22 protein-coding genes and 3 pseudogenes are annotated in these 22,860 nt (G+C 69.7%); 12 read left to right on the forward strand and 13 right to left on the reverse strand.

The genetic code is table 11. The annotated features are described in order from the left end of the window. The first annotated feature begins 5 nt into the window (after positions 1 to 5). The 4 genes and pseudogenes from ACJX2R_RS03110 to ACJX2R_RS03125 all read left to right on the forward strand — a co-directional run bounded on the left by ACJX2R_RS03110 (position 6) and on the right by ACJX2R_RS03125 (position 2,081). Positions 6 to 806, forward strand: a complete 801-nt coding sequence (locus ACJX2R_RS03110; RefSeq protein ID WP_413098630.1) for a MerR family transcriptional regulator — start codon at positions 6 to 8, stop codon at positions 804 to 806. A gap of 74 nt (positions 807 to 880) precedes the next feature. After that, positions 881 to 1,050 (forward strand): annotated as a pseudogene (locus tag ACJX2R_RS03115) (YnfA family protein); the annotation flags it as partial. 247 nt (positions 1,051 to 1,297) lie between these two features. Next, positions 1,298 to 1,942: a DUF305 domain-containing protein gene (locus ACJX2R_RS03120; RefSeq protein ID WP_413098631.1), complete on the forward strand. Its 645-nt coding sequence runs from the start codon at positions 1,298 to 1,300 to the stop codon at positions 1,940 to 1,942. Between the two features lie 16 nt (positions 1,943 to 1,958). Further along, on the forward strand, positions 1,959 to 2,081 hold the full coding sequence (locus ACJX2R_RS03125) for a hypothetical protein (protein WP_413098632.1): 123 nt from the start codon (positions 1,959 to 1,961) through the stop codon (positions 2,079 to 2,081). On the opposite strand, the gene ACJX2R_RS03130 is transcribed toward ACJX2R_RS03125, so the two are convergent. The 8 genes and pseudogenes from ACJX2R_RS03130 to ACJX2R_RS03165 all read right to left on the reverse strand — a co-directional run bounded on the left by ACJX2R_RS03130 (position 2,069) and on the right by ACJX2R_RS03165 (position 8,815). Then, positions 2,069 to 2,329, reverse strand: coding sequence for a DUF3093 family protein (locus tag ACJX2R_RS03130; RefSeq protein WP_413098633.1), 261 nt, complete (start codon positions 2,327 to 2,329; stop codon positions 2,069 to 2,071). The genes ACJX2R_RS03125 and ACJX2R_RS03130 overlap by 13 nt on opposite strands. After that, positions 2,263 to 2,508 (reverse strand): hypothetical protein, encoded by a 246-nt coding sequence (locus ACJX2R_RS03135; RefSeq protein ID WP_413098634.1) that lies wholly within the window; start codon positions 2,506 to 2,508, stop codon positions 2,263 to 2,265. Before ACJX2R_RS03135 ends, ACJX2R_RS03130 begins: the two co-directional genes overlap by 67 nt. Positions 2,509 to 2,555: 47 nt before the next feature. Beyond that, positions 2,556 to 2,753, reverse strand: coding sequence for a hypothetical protein (locus tag ACJX2R_RS03140; protein ID WP_413098635.1), 198 nt, complete (start codon positions 2,751 to 2,753; stop codon positions 2,556 to 2,558). A gap of 863 nt (positions 2,754 to 3,616) precedes the next feature. Then, positions 3,617 to 5,713, reverse strand: a complete 2,097-nt coding sequence (locus ACJX2R_RS03145; RefSeq protein ID WP_413098636.1) for a cytochrome c oxidase assembly protein — start codon at positions 5,711 to 5,713, stop codon at positions 3,617 to 3,619. Continuing rightward, positions 5,703 to 6,263 (reverse strand): copper resistance protein CopC, encoded by a 561-nt coding sequence (locus ACJX2R_RS03150; RefSeq protein WP_413098637.1) that lies wholly within the window; start codon positions 6,261 to 6,263, stop codon positions 5,703 to 5,705. Before ACJX2R_RS03150 ends, ACJX2R_RS03145 begins: the two co-directional genes overlap by 11 nt. Before the next feature lie 133 nt (positions 6,264 to 6,396). Beyond that, positions 6,397 to 6,948: a hypothetical protein gene (locus ACJX2R_RS03155; protein ID WP_413098638.1), complete on the reverse strand. Its 552-nt coding sequence runs from the start codon at positions 6,946 to 6,948 to the stop codon at positions 6,397 to 6,399. A gap of 204 nt (positions 6,949 to 7,152) precedes the next feature. Beyond that, positions 7,153 to 7,461 (reverse strand): annotated as a pseudogene (locus tag ACJX2R_RS03160) (SulP family inorganic anion transporter); the annotation flags it as partial. A gap of 7 nt (positions 7,462 to 7,468) precedes the next feature. Then, complete coding sequence (locus ACJX2R_RS03165) at positions 7,469 to 8,815, reverse strand: MFS transporter (protein ID WP_413098639.1); 1,347 nt, start codon at positions 8,813 to 8,815, stop codon at positions 7,469 to 7,471. Positions 8,816 to 9,320: 505 nt separating this feature from the next. On the opposite strand from ACJX2R_RS03165, the gene ACJX2R_RS03170 reads away from it, so the two are divergent. After that, the gene (locus ACJX2R_RS03170; protein ID WP_413098640.1) at positions 9,321 to 9,614 is read left to right on the forward strand and encodes a hypothetical protein; all 294 of its coding nucleotides are present in this window, start codon (positions 9,321 to 9,323) and stop codon (positions 9,612 to 9,614) included. A 67-nt stretch (positions 9,615 to 9,681) separates the two neighbouring features. Here ACJX2R_RS03170 and ACJX2R_RS03175 read toward each other — a convergent pair whose 3' ends face one another. Both ACJX2R_RS03175 and ACJX2R_RS03180 read right to left on the reverse strand, forming a co-directional pair. Beyond that, positions 9,682 to 10,785: a flavin monoamine oxidase family protein gene (locus tag ACJX2R_RS03175; RefSeq protein WP_413098641.1), complete on the reverse strand. Its 1,104-nt coding sequence runs from the start codon at positions 10,783 to 10,785 to the stop codon at positions 9,682 to 9,684. Between the two features lie 78 nt (positions 10,786 to 10,863). Next, positions 10,864 to 11,892, reverse strand: a complete 1,029-nt coding sequence (locus ACJX2R_RS03180) for an alcohol dehydrogenase catalytic domain-containing protein (protein ID WP_413098642.1) — start codon at positions 11,890 to 11,892, stop codon at positions 10,864 to 10,866. A 124-nt stretch (positions 11,893 to 12,016) separates the two neighbouring features. Here ACJX2R_RS03180 and ACJX2R_RS03185 point away from each other — a divergent pair, with 124 nt between their 5' ends. The 3 genes and pseudogenes from ACJX2R_RS03185 to ACJX2R_RS03195 form a co-directional block, all read left to right on the forward strand. Next, complete coding sequence (locus ACJX2R_RS03185; protein ID WP_413098643.1) at positions 12,017 to 12,910, forward strand: LysR family transcriptional regulator; 894 nt, start codon at positions 12,017 to 12,019, stop codon at positions 12,908 to 12,910. 130 nt (positions 12,911 to 13,040) lie between these two features. Then, positions 13,041 to 13,322 carry a hypothetical protein gene (locus ACJX2R_RS03190; RefSeq protein WP_413098644.1) on the forward strand — a complete coding sequence of 94 codons (282 nt, stop codon included), beginning with the start codon at positions 13,041 to 13,043 and terminating at the stop codon, positions 13,320 to 13,322. A gap of 601 nt (positions 13,323 to 13,923) precedes the next feature. Beyond that, a pseudogene (locus tag ACJX2R_RS03195) lies at positions 13,924 to 14,106 on the forward strand (NAD(P)-binding domain-containing protein); the annotation flags it as partial. Between the two features lie 281 nt (positions 14,107 to 14,387). Here ACJX2R_RS03195 and ACJX2R_RS03200 read toward each other — a convergent pair. The 3 genes from ACJX2R_RS03200 to ACJX2R_RS03210 all read right to left on the reverse strand — a co-directional run bounded on the left by ACJX2R_RS03200 (position 14,388) and on the right by ACJX2R_RS03210 (position 18,135). Further along, the gene (locus tag ACJX2R_RS03200; RefSeq protein WP_413105761.1) at positions 14,388 to 14,921 is read right to left on the reverse strand and encodes a DinB family protein; all 534 of its coding nucleotides are present in this window, start codon (positions 14,919 to 14,921) and stop codon (positions 14,388 to 14,390) included. A gap of 186 nt (positions 14,922 to 15,107) precedes the next feature. Continuing rightward, positions 15,108 to 16,571, reverse strand: coding sequence for an amino acid permease (locus ACJX2R_RS03205; RefSeq protein ID WP_413098645.1), 1,464 nt, complete (start codon positions 16,569 to 16,571; stop codon positions 15,108 to 15,110). A 316-nt stretch (positions 16,572 to 16,887) separates the two neighbouring features. Further along, the gene (locus ACJX2R_RS03210; protein ID WP_413098646.1) at positions 16,888 to 18,135 is read right to left on the reverse strand and encodes a MalY/PatB family protein; all 1,248 of its coding nucleotides are present in this window, start codon (positions 18,133 to 18,135) and stop codon (positions 16,888 to 16,890) included. An 81-nt stretch (positions 18,136 to 18,216) separates the two neighbouring features. Here ACJX2R_RS03210 and ACJX2R_RS03215 point away from each other — a divergent pair, with 81 nt between their 5' ends. The 4 genes from ACJX2R_RS03215 to ACJX2R_RS03230 all read left to right on the forward strand — a co-directional run bounded on the left by ACJX2R_RS03215 (position 18,217) and on the right by ACJX2R_RS03230 (position 22,791). Then, a complete protein-coding gene (locus tag ACJX2R_RS03215; protein ID WP_413098647.1) occupies positions 18,217 to 18,702 on the forward strand; it encodes an Lrp/AsnC family transcriptional regulator in 486 nt (161 codons plus the stop codon). Positions 18,703 to 19,046: 344 nt separating this feature from the next. Further along, complete coding sequence (locus tag ACJX2R_RS03220; RefSeq protein WP_413098648.1) at positions 19,047 to 20,282, forward strand: esterase/lipase family protein; 1,236 nt, start codon at positions 19,047 to 19,049, stop codon at positions 20,280 to 20,282. A gap of 32 nt (positions 20,283 to 20,314) precedes the next feature. Further along, entirely contained in the window at positions 20,315 to 21,292 is a 978-nt protein-coding gene (locus ACJX2R_RS03225) for an alpha/beta fold hydrolase (protein ID WP_413098649.1), read from the forward strand. Next, positions 21,289 to 22,791 carry a carboxylesterase/lipase family protein gene (locus tag ACJX2R_RS03230; RefSeq protein WP_413098650.1) on the forward strand — a complete coding sequence of 501 codons (1,503 nt, stop codon included), beginning with the start codon at positions 21,289 to 21,291 and terminating at the stop codon, positions 22,789 to 22,791. The genes ACJX2R_RS03225 and ACJX2R_RS03230 overlap by 4 nt, the downstream gene beginning before the upstream one ends. The last annotated feature ends 69 nt before the right edge of the window (positions 22,792 to 22,860 follow it).

Consider the following 22,860-nt stretch of genomic DNA (forward strand, 5'->3'; position numbering starts at 1 on the left):
GCGGCATGAACGCCATGCGGATCTCCCAGCTCGCCGAACGCACCCGCGTTCCCGCGACCACGCTGCGGTTCTACGAGACCTCCGGGTTGCTGCCCGCCGACAGGACCACCTCCGGCTACCGCCTCTACGGCGAAGACGCCGTAGAGCGGCTGGCATTCATCGGCGCCGCCAAGCACCTGGAGCTGCCACTGAAGGAGATTGCCGAACTGCTGGGCGTGTGGGAATCGGGAACCTGTCGGGAGGTGAAGGCCGACCTGCGCCCGCGGCTCGTCGCGGGCGTGGCGGCGGCCGAGGAGCGGGCGGCGGAGCTGGCGGCGTTCACCGCGACTCTGCGCTCCGCGCTTGAGCACATCGATGCCCTGCTGGACCGGACCGGGCGGTGCGATCCGCAGTGCGGCTTCCCCGCCCCCGCCAAGTCCTCTACCGGGCAGCCAGCCGCGTCCCGGCCGAGCCCCGGACCAGTGGATGTCGCCCTGAGCCCCAGCCGCCGCGCGTCCGAGGAAGAAGTCGAGCGGTGGCGCACAGCACCGGTCGCCTGCTCGCTGACCGGCGAGCAGACAGCACAGCGCGCCACGGCCTGGCGCCAGGCCCTCACCGGTGCCCGCCGCCAGATCCCCGAAGGGCTCTGCCTGACGCTGCCCGTGTCGCGCGCGGCGGCGGTCGCGGAACTGGCGGCGGCCGAACAGGGCTGCTGCCCGTTCTTCGACTTCCGGCTCCACCTTGACGGACCCGACCTCCATCTGGAGGTGCGCGCCCCGGCAGAGGGCGTCGGCCTGCTGACCGAGCTGTTCACCGACGCTGCCTGACCCGCCGTGTCCTCGCCTGCCTCCTGCCCCCTCGCCTGTCCGAAGGACCCGCTGTGCTCATTGCCCGTCCCTCGGATGACAACTTCGGCCGCATCCTGGCCGCCTACGGCGGCATCTTCGTCGCCGGATCGATCGCCTGGGGCACGATCGCCGACGCCTGCCGCCCCGACCGCTTCGACGTCATCGCGCCGCAATCTGCCTGGCAGGCATGGCGGTAATCATGTACGCCCCGCGCGGGAACTGACCGCCCACAAGTGCGAAGCGAGGGCCCGGCTCCACACGGCTGCCCCGCTGTTGGTCAAGGTCGCGTGCTGAGCGCTCATGGCTGTTCTGTCTCAAAGACTCGTCCACCGGGTGTCCATCGGCCTCGCCGCGAGTCTCATCTCCTCCGATACGGAGCGGTACAGGCCACCATGGGCTGGAATCGGACCATCGGGCTGCACTGTGCTGTCAGCAGGGTCAGCATGCCCGGCCCTCAGGAGAGACCAGGCATGACCGTTACCAGCTCCCCACCTCGTCGTACCGTATGGACCGCTATCGCCGCGGCGGCGGTCCTGGCGCTGGGTGCCTGTGGGAACAAGGGCGACAAAGCCGAGGTGGCGAGTGCCTCCACTGCCACCTCCGCGCCGGCGACTGCCGCCCCGGGCAACCACAACCGGGCCGATACCACCTTCGCCCAGCAGATGATCGTGCATCACCGCCAGGCCATCGAGATGGCCGACCTCGCCGAGAGGCGTGCCTCCTCCAGCAAGGTGAAAGCCCTCGCTGCGAAGATCGAGAAAGAGCAGAAGAGGGAGATCAAAACCATGTCCGGCTGGCTGAAATCCTGGGGCGAGAAGGTCCCTCAGGGCATGAGCATGCCTGGCATGAACGATGGCAGTACCTCCGCGACGCCCAGCATGCCCGGCATGATGAACGACCGAAGGATGCGCGAAATGATGCAGACCTCCGGCAAAGCCTTCGACACCATGTTTCTGACCATGATGATCAAGCACCACCAAGGCGCGATCGACATGGCCAAGGCGGAGAAGAAGCACGGCTCCTACGGTCCCGCGAAGGCACTCGCCGGTGACATCGTCACCACGCAGAGCGCTGAGATCACCGAGATGCGGAAAATGCTCGGTCACACGTCCTGAGTGGCGCAGTTGGCCGGTGAAGTACGTCGTCCCGGGCGGCGTCTGCCACGCCGTACGCCGCACCCTCCAGCACCAGCTCGGTGAGGACTACGGCATCACCCACGGCCCCGTGCACCGGCCAGGACCTCACTCCCACTGACCACCAGTCCCAGGTGTCCCGGCATCGGCCGACGGCCCGTCAGCCTGAGCCGTCCTCCTGCCGGCCGCGATCAGAGCCTGGGCGAGCCGCTCGGGCGTACGCGTGGACACGTACACGTACGGAGGGGGGTCATCGGGATAGGTGACCTCGATGCGCAAGGCGGTGGTGATGTACCCGCGCATCACCATGAAGGCACGGAGGTCCGCTCTGTATGTGCGCCAGGCCCGTGCTTCCTCGCCTTCGAGCACATCGTGGTTGCCCAGACGCCTGCCAGGCAGGCGCCGGCGACCAGGGTGATCAGGGCTGCCACGACACCGTACGGCAGGAAGACCAGCCCCACGGCGAGGCCGAAGAGGGCGGCGATCAACCGCCAGGTACGGGGTGCGGTCAGGCGTTCGTCGTAAGCAATGGTTGCGGGGCGGGTCATCGCGGCCACCTTGTGGTGTTCGTCATGGGCATCTCACTGTTCGCTGTTCACAACGGGAGAAAGGCGTTGACGTGCGCGTCGTGCGCGAGCGTCGCACCGGTGTCGACTTCGTGGAACCACGCGTGCAACCGCAGGGTGCGATCGACGAGGCGGGCCGCGACACAGGGATAGTCGCTGAGCATGTCGATCTGCTTCAGCACGTGCCAGTGGCCGGCCACGGTGAGATCACCGGTCGTGGTCTCCACGTGCTCAGCTCTTCGATCTTGGCGCGACGGGCCTCGCGTTTCGCTTTGGCTCCAGGGGAACCCATGGCATGCCCTTGTCCCCGCGATGCTCAGGGGCTTCGCGGTGGGAGGTGTGCGGATATCGGGGCTCTGCCGCCTGGCGTCGAGGGCAGAGGATCGCGCTGAACGCACGGCGCCAACAAAGGGCCGCGCTGATATCCGGTCTACACGCGCTGGACCTGAAGGTGATACAGGTCGACGGACGGGACGACGCCGTACCGCGACGCACGAACGGGCTCGGCCCCGGCGGCCAGGTGGGTGGGGAGGCTCGCGGTATCCCGTGGTAGCGGCATCGGTGGCGGGGCCGTCGCTTCCCGTGTCTCAACGGAACGGCCCCGGCAGTCCTGGTCGCTCGACCCGTGTTCGAGATCGGTGTGGAGATGAGCGACGGCGTCATCCGCGAACGACATCGCGCCGCCTGGTACGCGCGATATGTCCGCCCTCGCCATGGAGACGCTGCCGTCAGCGGCATGGGCACACACCGGCGCCAGCCACAACGCGACGGCCATCAAACCCACGCAGCGCAGCATCAAGACCGCGGCCATGTGTGCCCGGCCCCCCTGGTCCGCCGGCGCCACCGTCTCATCACGCTGATCGTAACCACATCGCGCCTGACACGCTGACCGCTTGTCACCCTCCGCTCGTTCACGTCCCTTCGGTCAGCCCCTCATGCACCAGGCCCCTGTGGTCAGTCGGGCGAGAAGTACGTCCACGGCGGACGCCGAGGGCCACGGCCGCGCAGGCGGCGGCTGCGAAGGCCGCTCGGGTGCACCAGTGCCTTTGGGCTCGCACTGGAACTGCCCGGCTCAGCACTGTCGGGTGCTTCACGCCGTGTCCTCCACCGGGTGGCTCTCTCCGTCGGTCCGCGAAGTGGACTTGGTACGCGCATCGCCCGTGCCTCCGGTCCGCGCCATGCGCGCGTCGCGAGCATGGAGGCTCGCCAGGTAGGCGTTGTACGCGGCCAACGGGTCGCCTGCGTCGCCCCGGTCGATCTGGCGGTCGATCCTGCGTGCCTCGCGGGCGTCGGAGCGGACCCACTGGATGGCGAGGATGATCGTCGTGATCAGCACCGGGATGTCGCCGGTCGCCCAGGCGATGGCGCCCGCGTTGTACTGGTCGTCGGCGAGTGTGGCACCCCAGGGCCGGTCGAGCGCTCCCCACCAGCCGTCGCCGATGAGATCGGTCGAGCTCATCAGCGAGATGGCGAACCAGGAGTGGAACGGCATCGTCAGGATCAGCACGAAGAGCTTGGCCAGATGCGGTATCCGGTGCGGTCCCGGATCGACGCCGATGATCACCCAGAAGAACAGCAGCCCGACGACGAGGAAGTGCAGCAGCATCGCCAGATGGCCGTAGTGGCTGCGCATCAGGGTAGCGAACAGCGGGGTGTAGTAGACCGCGAAGGCGCTGCCGATGAACAGCACTCCGGCCACCGCCGGGTGGGAGATCACCTTGACGTAGCCGCTGCCCAGCACCGCGGTCAGCAGCTCGCGCGGGCCGCGCCGGCCGCCCTTCGGGGCGGCGGGCAGGGCGCGCAGGGCGAGGGTGACCGGAGCGCCCAGGACCAGCAGGATCGGTGCGGTCATGGCCAGTGTCATGTGCTGACCCATGTGCACGCTGAACAGCACCTTGCCGTAGGTTCCCAGACCGCTCATGGTCGCGGCCACGATGACCGCCAGCCCGGCCAGCCACGCCACCGTACGGCCCACCGGCCACCCATCACCACGGGCCCGCAGCCTGCGGACTCCCGCCAGATAGGCGAGGCCCGCAACGGCGGCGCCGAAGGCGAACACTCCGTCGAACCGCCACTCGGTGACCAGCGGCGTCCACGGGAAGCCGCCGAGCGGTGCGGGCATCGGGAAGCCGAGCAGCTCCTGGACCGGATCGTAGGACTCCGGCTCCCGCGCGGGGGCGGGGCTGCGGGACAACCCGACCGCGATACCGACCGTCGCCGCCAGGAGAAGCAGTTCGGCCACGGCCAGCCGGGCGAACGCGCCCCGCCGCCCGGCCTCCAGGGCCGGCAGGGTGCGCCTGCGGTGCCAGGCGCCGCATACGGCGAGGACGATGAGCGCGGCGGTCTTGATGAGGAGCAGCAGCCCGTAGCGGGTGGTGAACAGCTGTCCCGGCGCTTCGAGGCGGATGAGCCCGTTGACGAGGCCGGTCGCGGCGACCGTCAGCAGACACCAGGCGGCCAGCGGGCTGAAGCGCCGCACGGCCGCCGCCGTTTGAGCCGGGGCCCGTACGGCGGTCGCGATGACCGCCGCCAGTCCGCCGGTCCACACCGTGGCGGCGAGCACATGCGCCGCGAGGCTGATCACCGCGGCGTCATGGTTGCCCGCGGAGGCGAAGTGACCGGCGAACGCGGGCGGCACCAGCCCCGCCAGTGCCACGTACAGGGACACGGTGGCCGCGGCGCGGGTGGTCACCCCTGGCAGGAACGTGACCAGCACCAACGCGACCAGGGCGGTCAGCGCGAGGGCACGCCCCTGCGGTGTGTTGATGGCGACGTCCGCCAGCAGCCCGGGGGCGAGGACCTCGGCGGGCGGTTGGGCCAGCAGGTCCGAGGCGGTGAACACCAGGGCGGCCAGCGTCGTCAGCAGCCACACCCCCGCCGCCACGGCGGCGATCGTCAGGGCCCGCATCCGGCGTGTGCTCAGCCGCCGCCGGTCGCCAGGCGCCAGGTGGGCGACCAGGAGCAGTGCGCCGACGGCGCACACCGCGGCGAGGTCGGCGCAGGCCCGGACCAACGGCAGCCCCCACGCGGTGACCGGCCCGGCGTCCGGCAGCCCCGTTACCGCCTCGGGGATGCCGCCGCCGAACCGTACGGCCGCGAGCAACGCGCCCACCGCGGACGTGACCGCCGCGAGCGCCAGCAGCACGGGGCGGCGCAGCAGCGTACGGGATACGGGGTCAACCGCCATGGCCGGACCTCCTCTTATGCGTCGCGTAGGCGGCGCCGCCCACTCCGGCGAACACGACGGCGGCTCCTGCGGCCACCGGGAGCAGACCAGGGCCCGAGGACTCCTCCGGGGACGCTTCGGCCGGAGCGGAGGGGGCCGTGGTGGGTGCGGGGCTGGTGGTACGGGCGGTGGTCACCGTGAAGGTGTAACTACCCGAGACGGGGTGGCCATCGGCGGAGACCACCCGGTAGCCGACGGTGTAGCGGCCTGGTGGCACGTCGGCCGCCAGTGTTCGGGTCACGGTCCGTCCGTCGACCTTCACGGGGCCCGTGGTGAGGGAACGGCCGGAGGCACCGGTGACCGCTATGCGGCTGTAGCGGGCGTCCATCTGGTCGTTGAAGGACAGCGAGACACGGCCGGGGGCGGTCGTGAGGCGGGCGCCGTCGCCCGGGGTGTTGCCGGTCAGCTCGGTGTGGGCCGCGGCCGGAGGCGCGGTGGCGACCGCGACAGGGGCGGCGCACACCAGCAGCCCGGCCACGACCGTCGCGCGCGGAAGTGAGGTGGTGAACATGCGAGTTGCCTTTACGTCCGGCCGCGCGGGCGGCCGGGATCGGCGGCCGGGCGCACGGCGGCCGCCACGCCGGTTCAGACCGGGCAGGCACCGCCGCCCGGCACCGGCCGGAGCGGAAGCGGAATTCGCGGGATCACACGGCGGGGCGGCGGGGCGGCGGGGCGCGCTCGCTCCGGCACGGTGGCGCCCGGAACGCGACGGCGGTACGACCCGGGTCGCTCACCGGAATCAGCGGCAGCCGCCGGACGGCCCTCACGAGCCTCGGCAGCCGGAGGCAAAGCCGCTGCCGCGCGGCCATGGCGAGGGTCCGCAGGGGACGCAGCACGGCGTCGGTCACTCCGAGCAGCTTGGCTGCGAGCGCGACGGTGACCGCGTGCCCGACCGGTACCTCCCAGGACGGATGACCGGACGCGACGGAAGACAGCCCCGGCAGGGTGTAGCCGAGGTGGAAGGCGGCCTGCGCACCGCCGAGCGCGGCCAGCACGTGCTCGGGAGCGTACGAGCGGCGAGCGCACAGCAGGAAGCCGAGGAGCACCGCGGGGCCGCAGCAGGCCATGGCGGAACCCACCGGCGACAGGCCACCGGTCTGCGCGAGCAGCGGAAGCAATACGGCCAACACGCCGAGCACCGCGGCCCGGCCACCCCCCACGGGGCGGCCGCAGCCCGGCGCCGGCATGCGCCGCACAGCTCGCATCACGTCACAGCCCTCGAAGTCCGGCCACGTCCTCGGCGCCGCCCGTCCTGACATTCGCGGACGCGGCGCCCGTTCTGATTCGCGGGGGTGGCCCCGCGGAATCGCAGCGTATCCCGCGGGGTCCGCGCCTCATGGGGCGGGGATGAGCCGGACGGGCTCGATCCCCTCGGCGTTATGACGCTCGGGAACCAGTCCGATGAGAACGCCCTCGAACATGGCCACGACCGGAATGACCCCGAGGACGGCCGGAAGCAGGGCGGCGAACACCAGCAGCCAAACACCGTGCAGGACCCGCGACACCTTGGTCCTGGCCCCGGCTTGCACATTGGTGGCGCCGCGCACGAAGACCGCGGTCATCGGCAGGGCGCCGAGCGGACCACAGACCGTATTGCCCGCGCCCTGGGCCATGAGCTCCTTGTCGCAGTCGGTACACCGCCCGTCGTGCAGCCGGCCCACGGCGGCCGCGCTGAACAGGCTCTCCGCGGAGGCGATGAGTGCGAAGGCCCACCGGTTAGGGTTTTGAATCAAGTCCACCCCTCGGCCACTGACCATATCCCGTGCGGATGCGGGCGAGGCGGAAGCTACAGACGACGACAGGCAGCACGAGTATGCCCGCGATCGCGTTGAGTCCGCCGAAGCCGATGCTTCTCATGAGAGGCCCGGACAAGCTGGCTCCAACCGCTGCGACAACATTCATCACCGTGTCCGCGGTGCCCTGCACCCCGGGCCGCAACCGTGCGGGCGTCGCTTCGCTGAGCAAGGCGGAGCCTGCCACCAGGCTGAAGGACCAGCCCAGCCCCAGCAGGAGCAGCCCCGCCATCACCATGGCGACCGAGCCATGGCTGAGGCCCGACAGCAGCGCGGAGACGACGAATATCGCCTGCCCGGCGAGGGCGACCGGCAGATGGCCGAACCGGTCGGCGAGCCACCCGACGACGGGTGAGAACGCGTACATGCCCAGCAGGTGTCCGCTGATGGTGATCCCGACGACGGTGAGCGTCTCTCCGTGCCTGGCCATACTCACCGGGGTCATCGTCATCACCGCCACCATGATGGTGTGGGCGACGACGATCGCCAGGAAAGCGAAGGCCGCGCGCGGCGCGCGGCGCAGATGCTCTCGGACCATGCGCAGCGTGTCGCCCATCGAGTCCGACGGGACCGCCGCCGACGCTCCGGTCTTCGGCGGCTCCGCTTCACCCTCCGGCCGTCGCCGGGACAGCACCAGCGGGTCGGGCCGGAGCCAGGCCCACAGCAGTACCGATGCTAGCGTCATGCACACGGAAGCCAGGAGGAATGCCCCGGTCAGCGGGGGTAGGTGCAGCGCCGACGCGACGGCGGCTCCAGGATCGGCGAGATTCGGTCCGATCACCGAGCCGATCGTCGTCGACCACACCACGATGGACAGCGCCCGGGCCCGCCGGTCGGGCATGGCCAGGTCCGCGGCGGCGTACCGGCTCTGCTGGTTCGTCGCGCTCCCGATCCCGAACAGCAACATGCCGACGACCAGCAGAGGTATCGACTCCAGGACGGCGGCGGCAATGAGGATGAAGCCGCCGAGGGCGGCCGCGAGCCATCCCGCGCTCAGCGAGGACCGGCGCCCCCGGCGCTGGGCGATGAAGGCGAGCGGCACGCCGACCGCGGCGGCGCCCGCCGCCATGGCCGTGCGGGCCAGCCCGGCGTAGGTCTCGCTCTGTCCGACGGATTCGGCCAGCAGGGAGCCGAGCGACGACGCCACACCGACCCCCACGCCACCGACGATCTGAGCGGCTGCCAGTAGCCGGACCGTCCGTTTCTGGGCGGCGACCACCTGCGCTTCCGCCTGCCACGGCACCGCTTCTGCCTGCTGCGCGCTGGCCATCCTTCTGTAACTCCTCTGATCAGGCGGTTGGTTGACGTACGTTGCGGGGTGTGACTGCCTCGGCGTTTCACAACTCCGTGACGGCCGTGGTCAGGCGGCGGACGGTCCATCCCGAGTTCGCGGCAGTCCATCCGCGTGAGGTGGAGGGAGTCGGCCGGCAACACCTTCACGTCCGAAGTGGCGCTGTTGGCCACGTCAGCGACGTGCGCGTGGCGCAGGTAGGTGAGGAGTCCGAGTCACATCGAATGTCATTTCGAAATCGGCTGCTCACGGTAGTTGCACCTGACACCGCGAGGTAGAGAACCCTGCTGAATAGCCGTATAGCCATTGCTTATGGCCGGTGGTCGATGGCGGACCTGGCCGAGGGCTACCGCACCACGCTGGCGCATGTGTTGATCCGCTTCGGCCGCTGTTAGGAGATCCTCGACCTCGAACTCCCGCGCGGGCGGCCGTCCCGGAGACCCGTTTCAGCGCTCTGCCCGCGAAGGAGGTCGAAGTCCTCGAAGTGGCCACGGCGATGCTGGACGGCGAACTCGAGTACCGCAAGGGCGACTTTCGACACGGCGTTGGCGAGTTGACCGGGTGGCGCACCCACCCGAACAACGTGTGGAGCCTGCACGGCTACCACGAATGCCTCACCCAACTCGGTCGGCACGACGAGGCGCGGCAGCGCACGCTCCAGCGCGACATCGCGGTGGGTGCCGCCGATGTACATGTCGGAGCTTCCTGCTTCTGCCGCCTCACCGCATTCGTCGAGGACGCACCGGGCTGCTGTGGGACCCGCGGGCGATCAGGGTGATTCCGACGTCCAGGGACGAGAACACGCGGGCCATCGGCGTTGATCGCTACGGGCCCGTCGGCCGTCTCTACGGCCAGTCGGCGAACCGCTTGTCGCGGCTGTTCGGGGCGCCGGGCGCCGTCAGTACGGACTGTGCCGCTCGTTCTCCTGCCGCGAGGGCGCCTTCGATGTGCCCGGCGTGGTCGGTCGCCGTCTCGGTCGACGCCCAGTGCAGTCGGCCGTCCAGCGCCGGCCGCTGATAGAGGGAATGGCCGAAGAGCGAGTAGTCGGCCAGGTGCTGCACGGTGGAGGGGGACGTGAACTGCTCGGTGCTCCAGTTCTGCACGTGCAGGACGTCGGGGGTGGCCGCGGCCGGCCCGAAGAGCCGCCCCAGTTGTGTGGCGACGGCCTTGTCGAATCCCGCTCGGACCCTGCGCGCGTGCGCGAATCCGAAGAGCGCGGCGGGCCGGCCGTCGGGCCCTGACAAGTCGTGTATCTCTTGCAGTGGGCCGGTCCTGCTGAACGCCGCACCGGCCAGCCCCTCCTCCCGCCAGAACGCTGCCCGGTACTGGGCGACGACCTTGGCGACGGCCCCCATCCAGACCGGGGTGGCCCGGGCGACTCGCACCAGGTCGGCGGGCAGCGCGCCGCCGAAGTCGACGCGCTCCAGCGCCAGGGCCGGCGGGATGGCCAGGATGACGTGTTCGGCGTGCACGGTTCCGGCTGGGGTGAGCACGGCGAGGCCGCCCTGACCGTCCGGGTGGATGGCGGTGACGGGCGTGTTCAGCCGCACGGATCCGGCGGGCAGTGCGGCGGCGAGGGCGGTGGCGATGCTCTGGGATCCGGCGGCGAAACGGCGGGAGGGGACGTCCATCAGGTTGCCGGCGAGGCGGCGTGTGCCGGTGGTCTCCTCCAGAAGAGTGTCACCGGCGAGGTGCTGGGCGAAGGTCTCGATGCCGGCGCGTGCGGCCAGGGCCCGCACCCGCTCCTCACCGTCCCAGAACCAGGTGGCTCCCAGGTCGAGGGCACGCTCGGGGTGCGATGTGGGGGCGGAGAGCAGGCGTCCGCCGGTGTGGTCGCGGGCTTCCAGGCAGAGCGTGTCACGACCGGCGGCGTGCAAGGCGGTGGCCGCGGCCAGTCCCGAGGCGCCGGCGCCGACCACGATCACGTCGCGGCTGTCCCGGTGGGACATGTGGCTTCCTTTCTGATCAGGCCGAACCCCGCTGTCGTCAGTGGGTTTCGGCATCCGGCAGCGGCCGGGAGGGGTTGGTCAGTCGTTGCCTGTGGTGTCCAGGACGATGCGGAAGCGGGGCGCTGCGGAGCGCAGCCGGGTCACGGCTTCATCGGCCTGCTTCAGCGGCATGCGCTCGATCATGGGGCGCACGTCATGGGTGACGGCGAACGCCATCGCCTCCTCTGTATCGCGCGGGCCGCCGGTCAGGTGTCCGGTGAGGGCGTGGCCGTTCATGACGAGCTGAGCCGCCGGAATAGTCAGGGACCCGGCGTCGACGCCGACGAGGGTGAGCTGCCCGTGCGCGTTGAGCCCGGTGAGGAGGGCCTCGACGGGGGCTGTGGAAGAGGCGGTGCACACGATGAGATCGGCGCCGCCGAGTTCCTTCAGGGCGGCTCCGGGCTCCTGGGCGTCGCTGTCGATGTAGTGGTGGGCGCCGAGGTCACGGGCGAGTTTCTCGCGGTCGCCGCCGCGGGCGATGGCGATGGTCTCGTAACCGAACTTGGCCGCGAACTGGACGGCGAGGTGCCCCAGCCCGCCGATCCCGAACACGGCGACCCGTCCGCCCGCGCGCGTGCCGGCCTTGCGCACGGCATTGAAGGTCGTCACGCCCGCGCAGCCGAACGGGGCCGCGTCGTAGAAGTCGAGCTCGTCGGGGATGCGGACGAGCGCGTCGGCCGGGACGGTGATGCTCTGGGCCCAGCCGCCCGGATAGGACAGGCCGGGCACCTTGCGTTCGGGGCAGTGGACGACGTCGCCCACTCGGCAGTACGCGCAGTGCCCGCAGCTGCCGCCGAACCAGCCGACGGCCACACGGTCCCCGACCGCCCAGCCCTCGACCCGGTCTCCCAGCTCGGCGATGGCACCGGCGACCTCGTGCCCCGGAGTGACCGGGAGGGATGTACCCGCGCCGGTGGCCTGGGCCGTTCCGATGTCGGCGTTGCACACACCGCTCGCCGTGACGGACACGCGCACCCAATCGCCGATCGGGGATGTCGTCTCGCGCACGAAGTGGCGGAGGGGGCCACGGGGCTCGGTCACGACCATGGTCACGGCAGTGTCTGGCATGGCGCCTTTCCATTTCGAACGGGACGATGGACATAGCGGTTGGTTATGCTGAATCAGCGGGGCCCAACCGTAGGCAGAGGAGAGCGAGCCCGGTAGGGGACATCAGTGAATGGAGCGATAAGGCATGGCTATGGCGATGGAGCGTCTGAACCTCGAAGGACTCCGGTACGCGGAGGCAGTCGCCGAAACCAAGTCGTTCAGCGCCGCGGCACGGGCGTACGGCGTCACCCAGCCCGCCCTGTCCAACGGCATCGCCAAGCTGGAGGAGCGCCTCGGCGGGAGGCTGTTCGACCGGTCGCCGCGCGGCGTGACCCAGACCGCCTTCGGCGCCCGGATCCTGCCCTTGATCGAGCGCGCCCTGGTCGCGCTCGACGCTGTCGCGGCGGAGGCCAGGCGGCTGAACGACCCCGGCGAGCAGAAGATCCGCATGGGCGTCTCGCCCCTGACCGGCTCGCACCTGGTCGCCCGGGCGTTCGGCATGGTTCGCGACCTGCCCGTGCCCCGCGACCTCGTGCTGCGCGAGGCGAATATGCAGGATCTGCGTGAGTGCCTGCTGGCCGGGCAGCTCGACCTCATTCTGATCCCGGCCGTGGCCGCGATGCCGCGCTTCGAGCACCGGGTCATCGATGTCGAGCCGATCGTCGTCGTGAGCCCCGATTCCGCTCAGGACGCTCCGATCGAACTGGAAGAAGCCGGCAAGGAGCAGTTCATCCTCGTGCCGGACACCTGCGGCCTGACCACGTTCACCACGCAGCTCTTCCAGGCACATGATCTGCCCCTGCGTACGTATCCCGGGGAAGCCGCCAGCTACCAAGTCCTGGAGGACTGGACCAAGCTCGGCCTGGGCTCGGCCATGATTCCCCGCTCCAAGCTCACCTCGCCCGACGTGCGGCACCGGCCGCTGGTGGACGAGGGACGTGAGGTGCAGATCTCCTTCGAAGCGGTCTGGAGCGGCGACTCGCCGCTCGGCGCGGACCTTCGCCGCGTTGCCGACAGCCTCGCGGCCGCCCGCCGATAGCCCATATGCATCGCTTATAACCAGATTCAACGGGAGCCCCTACCGGACTCCCCCTGGGGTGCCTAACTTGGCAGGCACGTTGCGGTACTCACCGCTCCGCTCTCTCAAGCCAATCGAGTGAGGCATAACCATGGCATATCTTGAGATCACGCTTCAGGTGGACCCGGCCGATCGCGTCGCAGCTGCGGGCGTGTATGAGAAGCACAAGCAGCCGTTTTTGGACACCGCCCCCGGGGCCATCAGCAAGGAGCTCCTCGTCCGCGAGGAGGACGTTCAGGTTCTCCACGGCTTTCGGACCGTGGCCGACGCGAAGGCGTACCTGGAGAGCGATCTGTTCACCCACGATGTGGTCGGTGATCTGTCCCCGCTGCTGAAGGCGGCCCCCGACGTGCGCGTCTACGACGCCGCCTGATCCCTTTCAGAGTTACCAGCAGGACAGACCACCGCCGCGCATTGCTCGCGAGCCTCCGGACCGGCGACGTCATCGGCGACATCGCCGCCGTCGAGGCCGGCGCCCCATCCAGCCGGCCGTCATCGCCACCCACCTGCTGACCGCACTGACCAACCACGAGTGCCGGCACGACCAGTGGCCCAGCGAGGTCCGTGCCGACAACCTCGGCCACGCGGTCCCGCCCGACCCGGCCTCGGACCGGCTCAGCCACATCGACGGGTCACCAAGGCCGCACACGCCGAGGGCGCGACCAGGAGGAACTGGCGGAGACCACCATGATCGCGGCCGCGATGCGCGCGGGTGGCGGCTACGCCCACGGCTTCATGGCCATGAAGTTCTTCGACCAGGCCGACCAGGCAGCCGCAGCCCAGTAGCCGCTCCTGCCCCTGGTACGTCCGCAATGAGACCCGACGGTCGGGCTGGCCCCGACACCGTTGCTCTCCCAAGGACGCCCACCAGGGCGTAGGAGCACTTGGCCCGCGGCGCTTTCACCAACCAGCCGCCCGCATCACCGGCTTCGCGGCAATGGGCTGGAAACTGGCCCTCTACGGCTACACCGTCGCTGTCCACAACCCTGCCGGCGGGTGCCGCGGCCGACGCCGTCATCGACGAGTTCGCCCCGCTGCTGGAAGCGGGCGAGATCATCGATGGCGGCAGCGCCCACTTCCTCGACACCCGCCGCCGCGAGAGCGTTCTGCGGGAGAGGGGCATCCACTTCGCCGATACCGCTGTCTCGGTCGGCGATGGCTCGATAACGGTGTCCGGTAGAAGGTCCCGGTGAATATTGACATAGTCGGTGCCTATGAGGGCTCTCTCCTGAGACGTCCACGCTTGCCCATAAAGGATCTGAGCCGCGGACCGTGCGCTTCTGTACGGCGCGACCGGTGACATGTGGGCGGCGCACAGAGCGCGAGGGTGTGCGACCCTCGGCCTACATCCGCAACCGGTCGCTGCGCTGAACCGGAGAGCGACTGACATCACCACACGTCACGCCCGGTCATGGTCGGGCCGGTCGCGCTTCGCGCGTCACGCGTAGGGATGCAGGACAAGGTAGCCGTCGATACGGCGGACATGGTCGGAGTCCGGGTCGGTGGGCAGTGCATGTCCGAGGTGCTCGGAGCGGACTTCGCCGATCCACTGGTCGTGCTGGTACTCATGATTGATGAGCGCGGTCAGCAGATGCGTCGCGACGATGGTCATCTGCGTGGGGGCACTCACCTTTCCGGCCCCGATGTCACCGATGCGGGCGTGCACCCGCTCGGCGACGGTTTCCCTGAAGGCGGTGAGCCGACGCACCGTCGGCAGCGCACCCCGGAAGTGTTCCGGCAACGCGGAGTCCATGAGGGAGTCCAGAGCGGGATCGGGGCTGGGCTCGGCCGCGGTGAGATTGCGGATCATGAAGTGGGCGACGTGGGCCTGGTGGCCGAGGTGCCATCCGATGGCGCTGAAGTCCTCGCGCGGCCGCCAGATCACCTCGTCCGGGGTCAGGTCCTTCCACAGCTCGTCGGTGTAGCCACGGGCACGGTCGTACTCACGCAGCAGCGCTTCCAGCTCGTAGATGACTCCTCCTCGAGATGACCGCTGAGGGATGAATGTCCGAGGTGGCGCGGCAAGTGGCGGCACATCGCCGCCACTGTAGAGAGCCGATTCGGAAGCCGGTAGGGGACGGAGCCGAATGCCTCCATCACTGTCTTGTATGGCCCGCACCGATGGGTATCAGCCCACGCGGGACGCGCGTTGGGGTTGCTATCCGCCGGGGTCGGTGCGGTGGAGCTGTTCCGGTTGTCCCGGTGGGTTCGGCTCCTGAGCCGACGCATCGCTGCTGGGCCGCTGCTTGTGGTTCCTGGTGTAGAAGGTGTAGGCGGCGAATACCACCAGGACCCAGACGCCGGAGACGACCAGGGATACGCGGGTGTCCGGGAGGATGGCGATGCAGACGAGGACGGCTGCGATGAACGCCAGGGCAAGGTAGTTGCTGTACGGGTGCAGCGGCATCTTGTAACGGATGCTGTCAGCCTGACCGCTCAGGACCTTGACCTTCCGGAACCTGAGGTGGCTGATCACGATGGATCCCCAGGCGCATATCAGGCCGAAGACGGTGACGGACGAGAAGACCGTGAAGACCTGGTCGGGCATCAGCAGGTTGAGCAGCACGCCGGCGGCCATCGTCACGAACACCGCGGTGACCGCCCTGGACGGAACGTTTCTGTCGCTGACCGTGCCGAGGAACTTGGGCGCGTTGCCTTGCAGCGACAGGTTGTAGAAGGTGCGGCTGTTGGTGAAGACGGCGGAGTTCACCGCTGAGAGGACGGCAGTGATGACGACGACGTTCATGATGGTCGCTGCGGCCGGTACGCCGATCTTGGCGAAGACCGTGACGAAGGGGCTGCCCGAGCCGGTCAGTGAGGTCCAGGGAAAGACGGTGACGAGGACGGTGATGGCACCGACGTAGAAGATCATGAGGCGCCAGAAGGTCGCGTTGACGGCCTTCGGCATGGTCGTGGCGACGTCCTTGGTCTCGCCTGCCGCGATGCCGAGGTTCTCCACGCCGCCGAAGGAGAAGGCGACCATGACGATGGCGAGGAATGCGGCACCGACACCATTGGGGAAGAAGCCGCCGTGGTCGTGGAGATGTCCGAGGCCGATCGCCTGCCCTCCGTTGCCGACGCCGAAGAAGACCATGGCGAAGCCGAAGAGGATGAGCGCGATGATCGCCACCACTTTGACGATGGCGAACCAGAACTCCGCCTCACCGTAGAACCTCACCCCGACGACGTTGACGACGAACATTACGGTGACCGCCACCGCCGCCGTCGCCCAGATCGGTACCGCGGGGAACCAGTACTGGACGTAGTGTCCGAGGGCGTTGAGTTCGGCCGCGGTGGTGGCAAGAAGGAAGATGAACGCGTTCCATCCGTTCAGGAAGCCGGCGAACCGGTGGATGTAGCGGTTGGCGTAGGAGATGTAGGCGCCGGAGACCGGTTCCTCCACCGACATCTCGCCCAGGGCCCGCATGACGAAGTAGATCGCGACGGAGGCGACGACGTAGGTGACGATGATGGCGGGGCCGGCGGTGGCGACCGCCGATCCGGAGCCGTAGAACAGACCGGTCCCGATCGCCCCGCCGATGGCGATCATCTGGACGTGCCGGCTCTTGAGATCCCGTTTGAGATCTTCTTTCTCGTAGTCCTTCGCGGCGCTTGCGGTCATGTCACTGCTCCCTGGGCGAAGAGGGTGGTGCTCTGACGAAGGGACGTGCAGGTACGCGAAAGCCGCAGCGGGGACGCTGCGGCGCGCGCCCGTGGCCGGCCACGGGCGCGTAGGGGTGTCTCGCACTCGGAGAGGCCGTCTCAGACGGTGGCGATGACCGCTTCGATCTCGACCGGGGCCCGCATCGGCAGGGCGGCGACGCCGACGGCGGAGCGGGCGTGCTTGCCCGCCTCGCCCAGCGCACCGACGACCAGGGCTCCGTACCGCAGCGGCGGCTGCCCGGACGTGCGAAGCAGGTTGCCCGACCGGGTGTAGCTCAGAGGCTTTTTCCGACGGCCGTGAGCAGCCGGTCTATTGCTTCGTCGACCGTCGAGCGGGGACAGCCCAGGTTCACCCGCATGTAGCCGTGGCCCTCGATCCCGAACTTCTGTCCCTTGTCCAGCCACAGCCGCGCCTTGGTGAGCATGAACTTGTCCAGGGATTCGGCGTCCATCCCGAGGTTCCGGCAGTCCATCCACGCCAGGTACAGGGAGTCGGCCGGCAGGACCCGCACCTTGGAGGTGGCGGAGTTGACCGACTGGGCGAAGTGGGTGTGGTTGCCGCGCAGATAGGTGAGCATTTCCTCCAGCCACGGCTCACCGTGCGCGTAGGCCGCTTCGGCGGCGACCATGCCCAGCACGTTGACCAGTGGGAACAGGTTCCGCTCGTACTGCCGGGCCAGTTCCTCGCGCAGCCTGCGGTCGGGGATGAAGGCGTTGGCGCTCTGTAGGCCGGGGAGGTTGAACGTCTTGCTGGGGGCTGTGCAGGTGATGCTGTTACGTGCGAACTCGGGGCCGAGTGAGGCGAACGGGATGTGCTTCCTGTCCGGGTTGACGATGAGGTCCTGGTGGATCTCATCGGAGATGACCAGGACACCGTGCCGGGCGCAGATCTCGCCCATGGTCCGCAGCTCGTCCTCGGTCCACACGTTCCCGGTGGGGTTGTGGGGGTGGCTGAGAATGAACAGCTTGGTGTCGGGGCGGATGGCGGCCTCGAACGTCCGGGCGTCGAACCGGTACCCGTCGTCCGTCCGCTCCAGCGGTGCGAACGCGAGGTGACGGCCGTTGAGCAGGACGTCGTTGTGGAAGTGGGCGTAGACCGGCGGCTGGATCAGGACCGAGTCGCCCGGCGCGGAGAACGCCTGCACAGCCGTCTTGAGCGTGGTGATGATGCCGGCGGTCTGTATCACCCACTCCCGCGGCACCTCCCAGCCGAACCGCGCGGCCTGCCAGCCGGTCACGGCGTCGAGGTAGCTGTCGGTCGCGCCGCCGGGGTAGCCGAAGACACCGTGGTCGACGGCCTGGTGGAGAGCGTCGAGCACGGCCTGGGGGGCCTTGAAATCGGTGTCGGCGACCCACATCGGCAGCGGGTCGGCCGCGACTTCGTCGGCCGCCAGCAGTTGACGAGCGTAGGCCCACTTCATGGAGTTGGAATTCCTGCGGTCCACGACGGTGTCGAAGACCGATCCCGCCGTCTCTACGGCGACGTGCTGTTGTGCCAGGTCACGAGGGGTGTCGGTTGCCATGGCTGGATGCTAGCCATGACGAGGGGCAAAGTGTTTGTGAACTTTGCCTACTAGATGCCATAGAGGGCTAGAATCTCATGCGTGGACGCCATCGACCGCAAAATTATTGCCCGCCTACAGTCCGAGGGGCGGATCACGCTCACTGATCTGGCCGATAAGGTCCGGCTCAGTGTGTCCAGGTGCCAGCGACGCGTCCGGGAACTGGAGGCGGCCGGGATCATTCGTGGCTACCGAGCCGTGGTCGATGCCGCGTCCATGGGATTCGGATTCGAGGTCCTGCTCTTCGCCACGCTCACCCGCCCCGACGCGGTCACCGAGTTCGACGCCGCACTCGCCGACGTTCCCGAGATCATCGAGGCTCAGCGGCTATTCGGAGAACCGGACTACCTGATCCGCGTGGTCAGTGCCGACCTGCCGTCCTACCAGCGCCTCTATGAATCTGTGCTCATCCATCTGCCGGGGGTGCGCGGCCTCAACTCGACCATCGTGATGAAGCAGGCCGTCCATCCCCGGCCCCTGCCTGAGCGACCCTCGCATGACGTGCCACCGCCGGCCTCCCTCACCTGAACGCAACCGGCGCACCTTCGCCGACACGCCCATCACGCTGGAGAAGACCAGCAGCCGATGCGCACAGCGCGATCACAGATGCCATGATCAAGGTGACCACGCGAAGGGTGTTCTCCCGTTCGATTGACACACTCGCGCGGGTGCTGGTCAAGCCGAACGGCAGCCGCCGTCCCCACACGGACCGCCTTCCTTATGGAGCGCGCGCACATGCCATTTCCGACAGCCCTTCCCTAGCGTGTGCGCCGAGCGGGGCAGTGTGGGTGAAAACCTTCGACGAGGGGGTTCGGAACATGCGGTGCCGACGAAACCGGGCAGGCCGATGGCGGTTATTACTCGCCCTCCTGATGGCGGTGGTGGCCGGGCCGTCGGCCACCGGAGGCACCGCCTCCGCCGCCGAGCCGCCCTCCTACCTCACCCAGGAGGCGAGCTACGGCGCCGGTGTGGTCACGGGCGGCTGGGAGCGCGTGGAGCGTTATCTCGACGCAACCGCCGGATTCCGCACCGAGGGCTACCCGCCGGATGGCCGCGGTGACCAGGACGGACAGCGCGTAACGTACTTCGGCGGCGTCTCCCGCCCGTACTCCGGCCGCTTCCTGCTCTACTCGGCCCCCGGCTGGGACACCGGCGCCCGTGCCACGCCCGTGCTCCTGGTCCACGGCGCGAACGACACCGCGGACCGTGCCTGGGCCAATCCGGGCGAGGCGGGCGGCTACGGCTGCGGCGCGGCCTCCTGTCCGTCCACCGGGCTGATGCAGTACCTGTCCGCGCGCGGCCACCGGGTCTTCGCCGTCGGCTTCGCGCACAAGCAGGGCGACAACCTGATGCAGGCGCAGATCGTCGGCGACGCGATCGCCGTCATCAAGGCGAAGCTGGGCGTCGGCAAGGTCGACCTCGTCGGCTGGAGCAAGGGCCAGATGTCGGCCCGCGCCTACGTGTCGCCCCTGAAGCCGAGCTGGGGGCGGGCCTACGCCGGCGACGTGCGCAAGCTGATCACCCTCGGCGGCCCGAACGGCGGCTACGACTACCCGTACGCCCACGGCTGGGCGCACGACTTCTCCATCTGGCCCGAATGCGGGGGCAGGGTCAACGCGCCCTCCCCGCACTCGCACATGACGTGCTACGGCACGTACACGGCGCACCCCGAGTTCTCGATGACCCCCTCCGGCGGGTACGACGACTACCCCGGCCAGCGCCAGATGCTGGCCCGCTGGGACGGGGTCTACGGAGTCGACGGCGCCGCGCAGGACTGGTACACCACGTACTACGGCGGCCAGGGCCTGTACACGGCCGGTAGCGGCATCCAGGCCGCCATCGACGCCGGCTCACTGATCGAGCCGCTGCACAACGCCGGGGTACCCGCCACCGTCACCACCTATCTGCTGGCCGGTGGATCCCCGAATGTCCTCGGCATCTTCAACGAGAACCGCGCCCCCAGCGACGGTGTCGTCTTCATCGCCAGCGCACTCGACACCACCGGCATCCCCACGGTCGGCGGCACGGCCACCATCGTCGGCGCCAACCACCTCGAACTGGGCTGGGACACCTCCGCCGCCGCCCAGGTCGCCGCCTGGCTCGCCTAGGGCCCTTCTGACGGATCCGTAGAGGACGGCACATGACCACGAGTACGAACGTCATCCGCACCCGACGCGTGCCCACCGGGCGGCTCACCGTCCAGCTCGCCGAGGTCCGGGACGAGGGGGGCCTGCTGCCGGACCGCTACCGCCCCGTCGCACCGGACCTCCGCGGCTTCGGCGGCACCGACCCACTGCCCATCGACGCCACGCGCGGCCTGCGCGACCACGTCGACGACCTCGCGGCGCTGCTGGGCGCCCTCGGGATCGACCGGGCGCATCTGGTGGGCTGGTCCATGGGCGGAGGCGTGGGGCTCCAGTACCTCTGCGACCACCCGGCCGCGGTGCGCTCCCTGACCCTGGTCAACCCGGTCTCCCCGTACGGCTTCGGTGGCACGCACGGGGTGGACGGCGCCCTCAACTCCCCGGACGGGGCGGGCTCGGGCGGCGGCACGGCCAACCCGGAGCTGGTCGCGCGGCTCGCCACGGGCGACCGCGGGGAAGGCTCCCCGCTCTCACCCCGCGCCGTCCTGGCGAATTACTACCTCAAGCCACCATGGCGTTCCGGGCACGAGGACGCGTATGTCGAGGCCATGCTCACCACGCGGACCGGCGACGACCACTACCCGGGCGACAGCGTGGCCTCCCCCGTCTGGCCGGGCGTCGCACCCGGCACCCGGGGAGTCCTCAACTGCGTGTCCCCGCTCCACTTCCGCCTCGACGGGCTGCATCTGGTCGACCCCAAGCCGCCGATCCTGTGGATCCGTGGCGAGGACGACGTCATCATCTCGGACACCCCACTGTTCGACCTGGCGCACCTGGGCGCGATCGGCGCGGTGCCGGGCTGGGGCGGGACGCCCGCCCAGCCGATGGTGGCGCAGACCCGCCACGTGCTGAACCGTTACGCGGCCGGGGGCGGTACGGTGCGGGAGGTGGTCGTGTCCGACGCCGGGCACGCGGTGCATCTGGAGCGGCCCGAGGAGTTCGGCGCGGCGCTGCTGGAGGTCCTGTCGGCATGACGGTGTGCGTCACCGCCCTGGGTGCCGTCCGCGGCAGTGTCTCCCCGGACGGTGTGGCGTCCTTCCTGGGCGTTCCCTACGCCGCCCCGCCCTTCGGCCCCCGCCGCTTCCGCGCGCCGGCCCCGCCCGAACCATGGACCGGAGTGCGCGATGCCACGGCCTACGGTCCCACCGCGCCACACGCGCCCTATGCACCGCCCTTCGACGCCCTCGTGCCGGACGACGTCATCCCCGGTGAGGACTGTCTGAACCTCAATATCTGGACCCCCGCGCCGGAGCCGGGGGCGGGTCTGCCGGTGATGGTGTGGCTGCACGGAGGGGCCTTCTCCAATGGCGCGGGGTCGGCGTCGGCGTACGACGGCAGCGCCTTCGCCCGCGACGGGGTCGTATGCGTCACCCTGAACTACCGCCTGGGTGCGGAAGGTTTCCTGCGTCTGCCCGGCGTGCCCGACAACCGCGGCCTGCTGGACCAGGTGGCGGCCCTGAGCTGGATCCGCGCCCATATCGCCGCCTTCGGGGGCGATCCCGATCAGGTGACCGTCTTCGGCGAATCGGCGGGGGCGATGAGCATCGGCGTCCTGCTGTCCACCGGCGGGGCACGCGGCCTGTTCCGCCGGGCGATCCTGGAGAGCGGCGCGTGCCACCACTTCCTGCGCCCCGCCTCGGCGGCCCGGATCGCCTCCCGTCTGGCCGCGAAGCTCGGCGTCGAGCCGGCCCCGGACACCTTCGCCGCGGTCCCCCTGGCCGACCTCCTCCCGGCGCAGGCAGAACTCCGCGCCGAGATGGGCGCGCGCCCGGACCCGGCACTGTGGGGCGAGGCGGTGCTCAACATCATGCCGTTCGAACCGGCGGCGGCCGATCTCCCCCTTCCCGGCCCCGACTGCGGCGTCGACCTCCTGATCGGCAGCAATAGCGAGGAATACCGCTTCTTCCTGGTCCCCACGGAGCGCCTGGAAACCGTCTCCGAGACGGCGCTGCGTGCCGGGACGGCCGCCTATGGCCTGGACCCGGACCGGGCACTCCCCCGCTACCGCGCCACCCGCCCCGGTGCCACCCCGGGCGATCTCCTGGCCGCGGTGGCGACGGACTGGTTCTACCGGATCCCCGCCATCCGTCTGGCCGAGTCCGTCCCGGGCTCGTACCTGTACGGGTTCGCCTGGCGCTCCCCGCGGTTCCGCGCCCGCCTCGGCGCATGCCACACGCTGGAACTGGCCTTCGTCTTCGACCGCCTCCGGGACCCGTCCTACCGCCCGGTCCTCGGCGACCGCCCGCCCCAGGACCTCGCGGACGCCTGCACGGAGCGTGGGTCTCCTTCGCGAAGACCGGCGACCCCGGCTGGCCCGCGTACGACATCACCACCCGCACCACGCACGTCTTCGCCGCGGACCGCGCCCTGCTGGACGACCCGCGGAAAGAGGAACGCCGGCTCTGGGAAGGCGTGCGCTAGGGGCCCTCTGCACGGGCCACCGGTACCGGCCTGCGCGGCGGGCTTGTCGTAGACGGCCTGGTCATGGACGGGGACCGCGCCGGACGCCTGCTGCCCATCTCTCCACGACGTCACCTTTTGA

The organism is Streptomyces sp. Inha503, from assembly GCF_047215865.1.
Lineage (GTDB): Bacteria > Actinomycetota > Actinomycetes > Streptomycetales > Streptomycetaceae > Streptomyces > Streptomyces lycopersici.

What these genes read in the sequence shown, in the direction of transcription:
- ACJX2R_RS03110 (WP_413098630.1), top strand. Translation starts at nt 6, where the DNA reads ATGAACGCCATGCGGATCTCCCAGCTCGCCGAACGCACCCGCGTTCCC.
- ACJX2R_RS03120 (WP_413098631.1), top strand. Translation starts at nt 1,298, where the DNA reads ATGACCGTTACCAGCTCCCCACCTCGTCGTACCGTATGGACCGCTATC.
- ACJX2R_RS03135 (WP_413098634.1), bottom strand. Translation starts at nt 2,508, where the DNA reads ATGACCCGCCCCGCAACCATTGCTTACGACGAACGCCTGACCGCACCC.
- ACJX2R_RS03145 (WP_413098636.1), bottom strand. Translation starts at nt 5,713, where the DNA reads ATGGCGGTTGACCCCGTATCCCGTACGCTGCTGCGCCGCCCCGTGCTG.
- ACJX2R_RS03150 (WP_413098637.1), bottom strand. Translation starts at nt 6,263, where the DNA reads ATGTTCACCACCTCACTTCCGCGCGCGACGGTCGTGGCCGGGCTGCTG.
- ACJX2R_RS03165 (WP_413098639.1), bottom strand. Translation starts at nt 8,815, where the DNA reads ATGGCCAGCGCGCAGCAGGCAGAAGCGGTGCCGTGGCAGGCGGAAGCG.
- ACJX2R_RS03175 (WP_413098641.1), bottom strand. Translation starts at nt 10,785, where the DNA reads ATGTCCCACCGGGACAGCCGCGACGTGATCGTGGTCGGCGCCGGCGCC.
- ACJX2R_RS03180 (WP_413098642.1), bottom strand. Translation starts at nt 11,892, where the DNA reads ATGCCAGACACTGCCGTGACCATGGTCGTGACCGAGCCCCGTGGCCCC.
- ACJX2R_RS03185 (WP_413098643.1), top strand. Translation starts at nt 12,017, where the DNA reads ATGGCTATGGCGATGGAGCGTCTGAACCTCGAAGGACTCCGGTACGCG.
- ACJX2R_RS03190 (WP_413098644.1), top strand. Translation starts at nt 13,041, where the DNA reads ATGGCATATCTTGAGATCACGCTTCAGGTGGACCCGGCCGATCGCGTC.
- ACJX2R_RS03205 (WP_413098645.1), bottom strand. Translation starts at nt 16,571, where the DNA reads ATGACCGCAAGCGCCGCGAAGGACTACGAGAAAGAAGATCTCAAACGG.
- ACJX2R_RS03210 (WP_413098646.1), bottom strand. Translation starts at nt 18,135, where the DNA reads ATGGCAACCGACACCCCTCGTGACCTGGCACAACAGCACGTCGCCGTA.
- ACJX2R_RS03220 (WP_413098648.1), top strand. Translation starts at nt 19,047, where the DNA reads ATGGCGGTGGTGGCCGGGCCGTCGGCCACCGGAGGCACCGCCTCCGCC.
- ACJX2R_RS03225 (WP_413098649.1), top strand. Translation starts at nt 20,315, where the DNA reads ATGACCACGAGTACGAACGTCATCCGCACCCGACGCGTGCCCACCGGG.
- ACJX2R_RS03230 (WP_413098650.1), top strand. Translation starts at nt 21,289, where the DNA reads ATGACGGTGTGCGTCACCGCCCTGGGTGCCGTCCGCGGCAGTGTCTCC.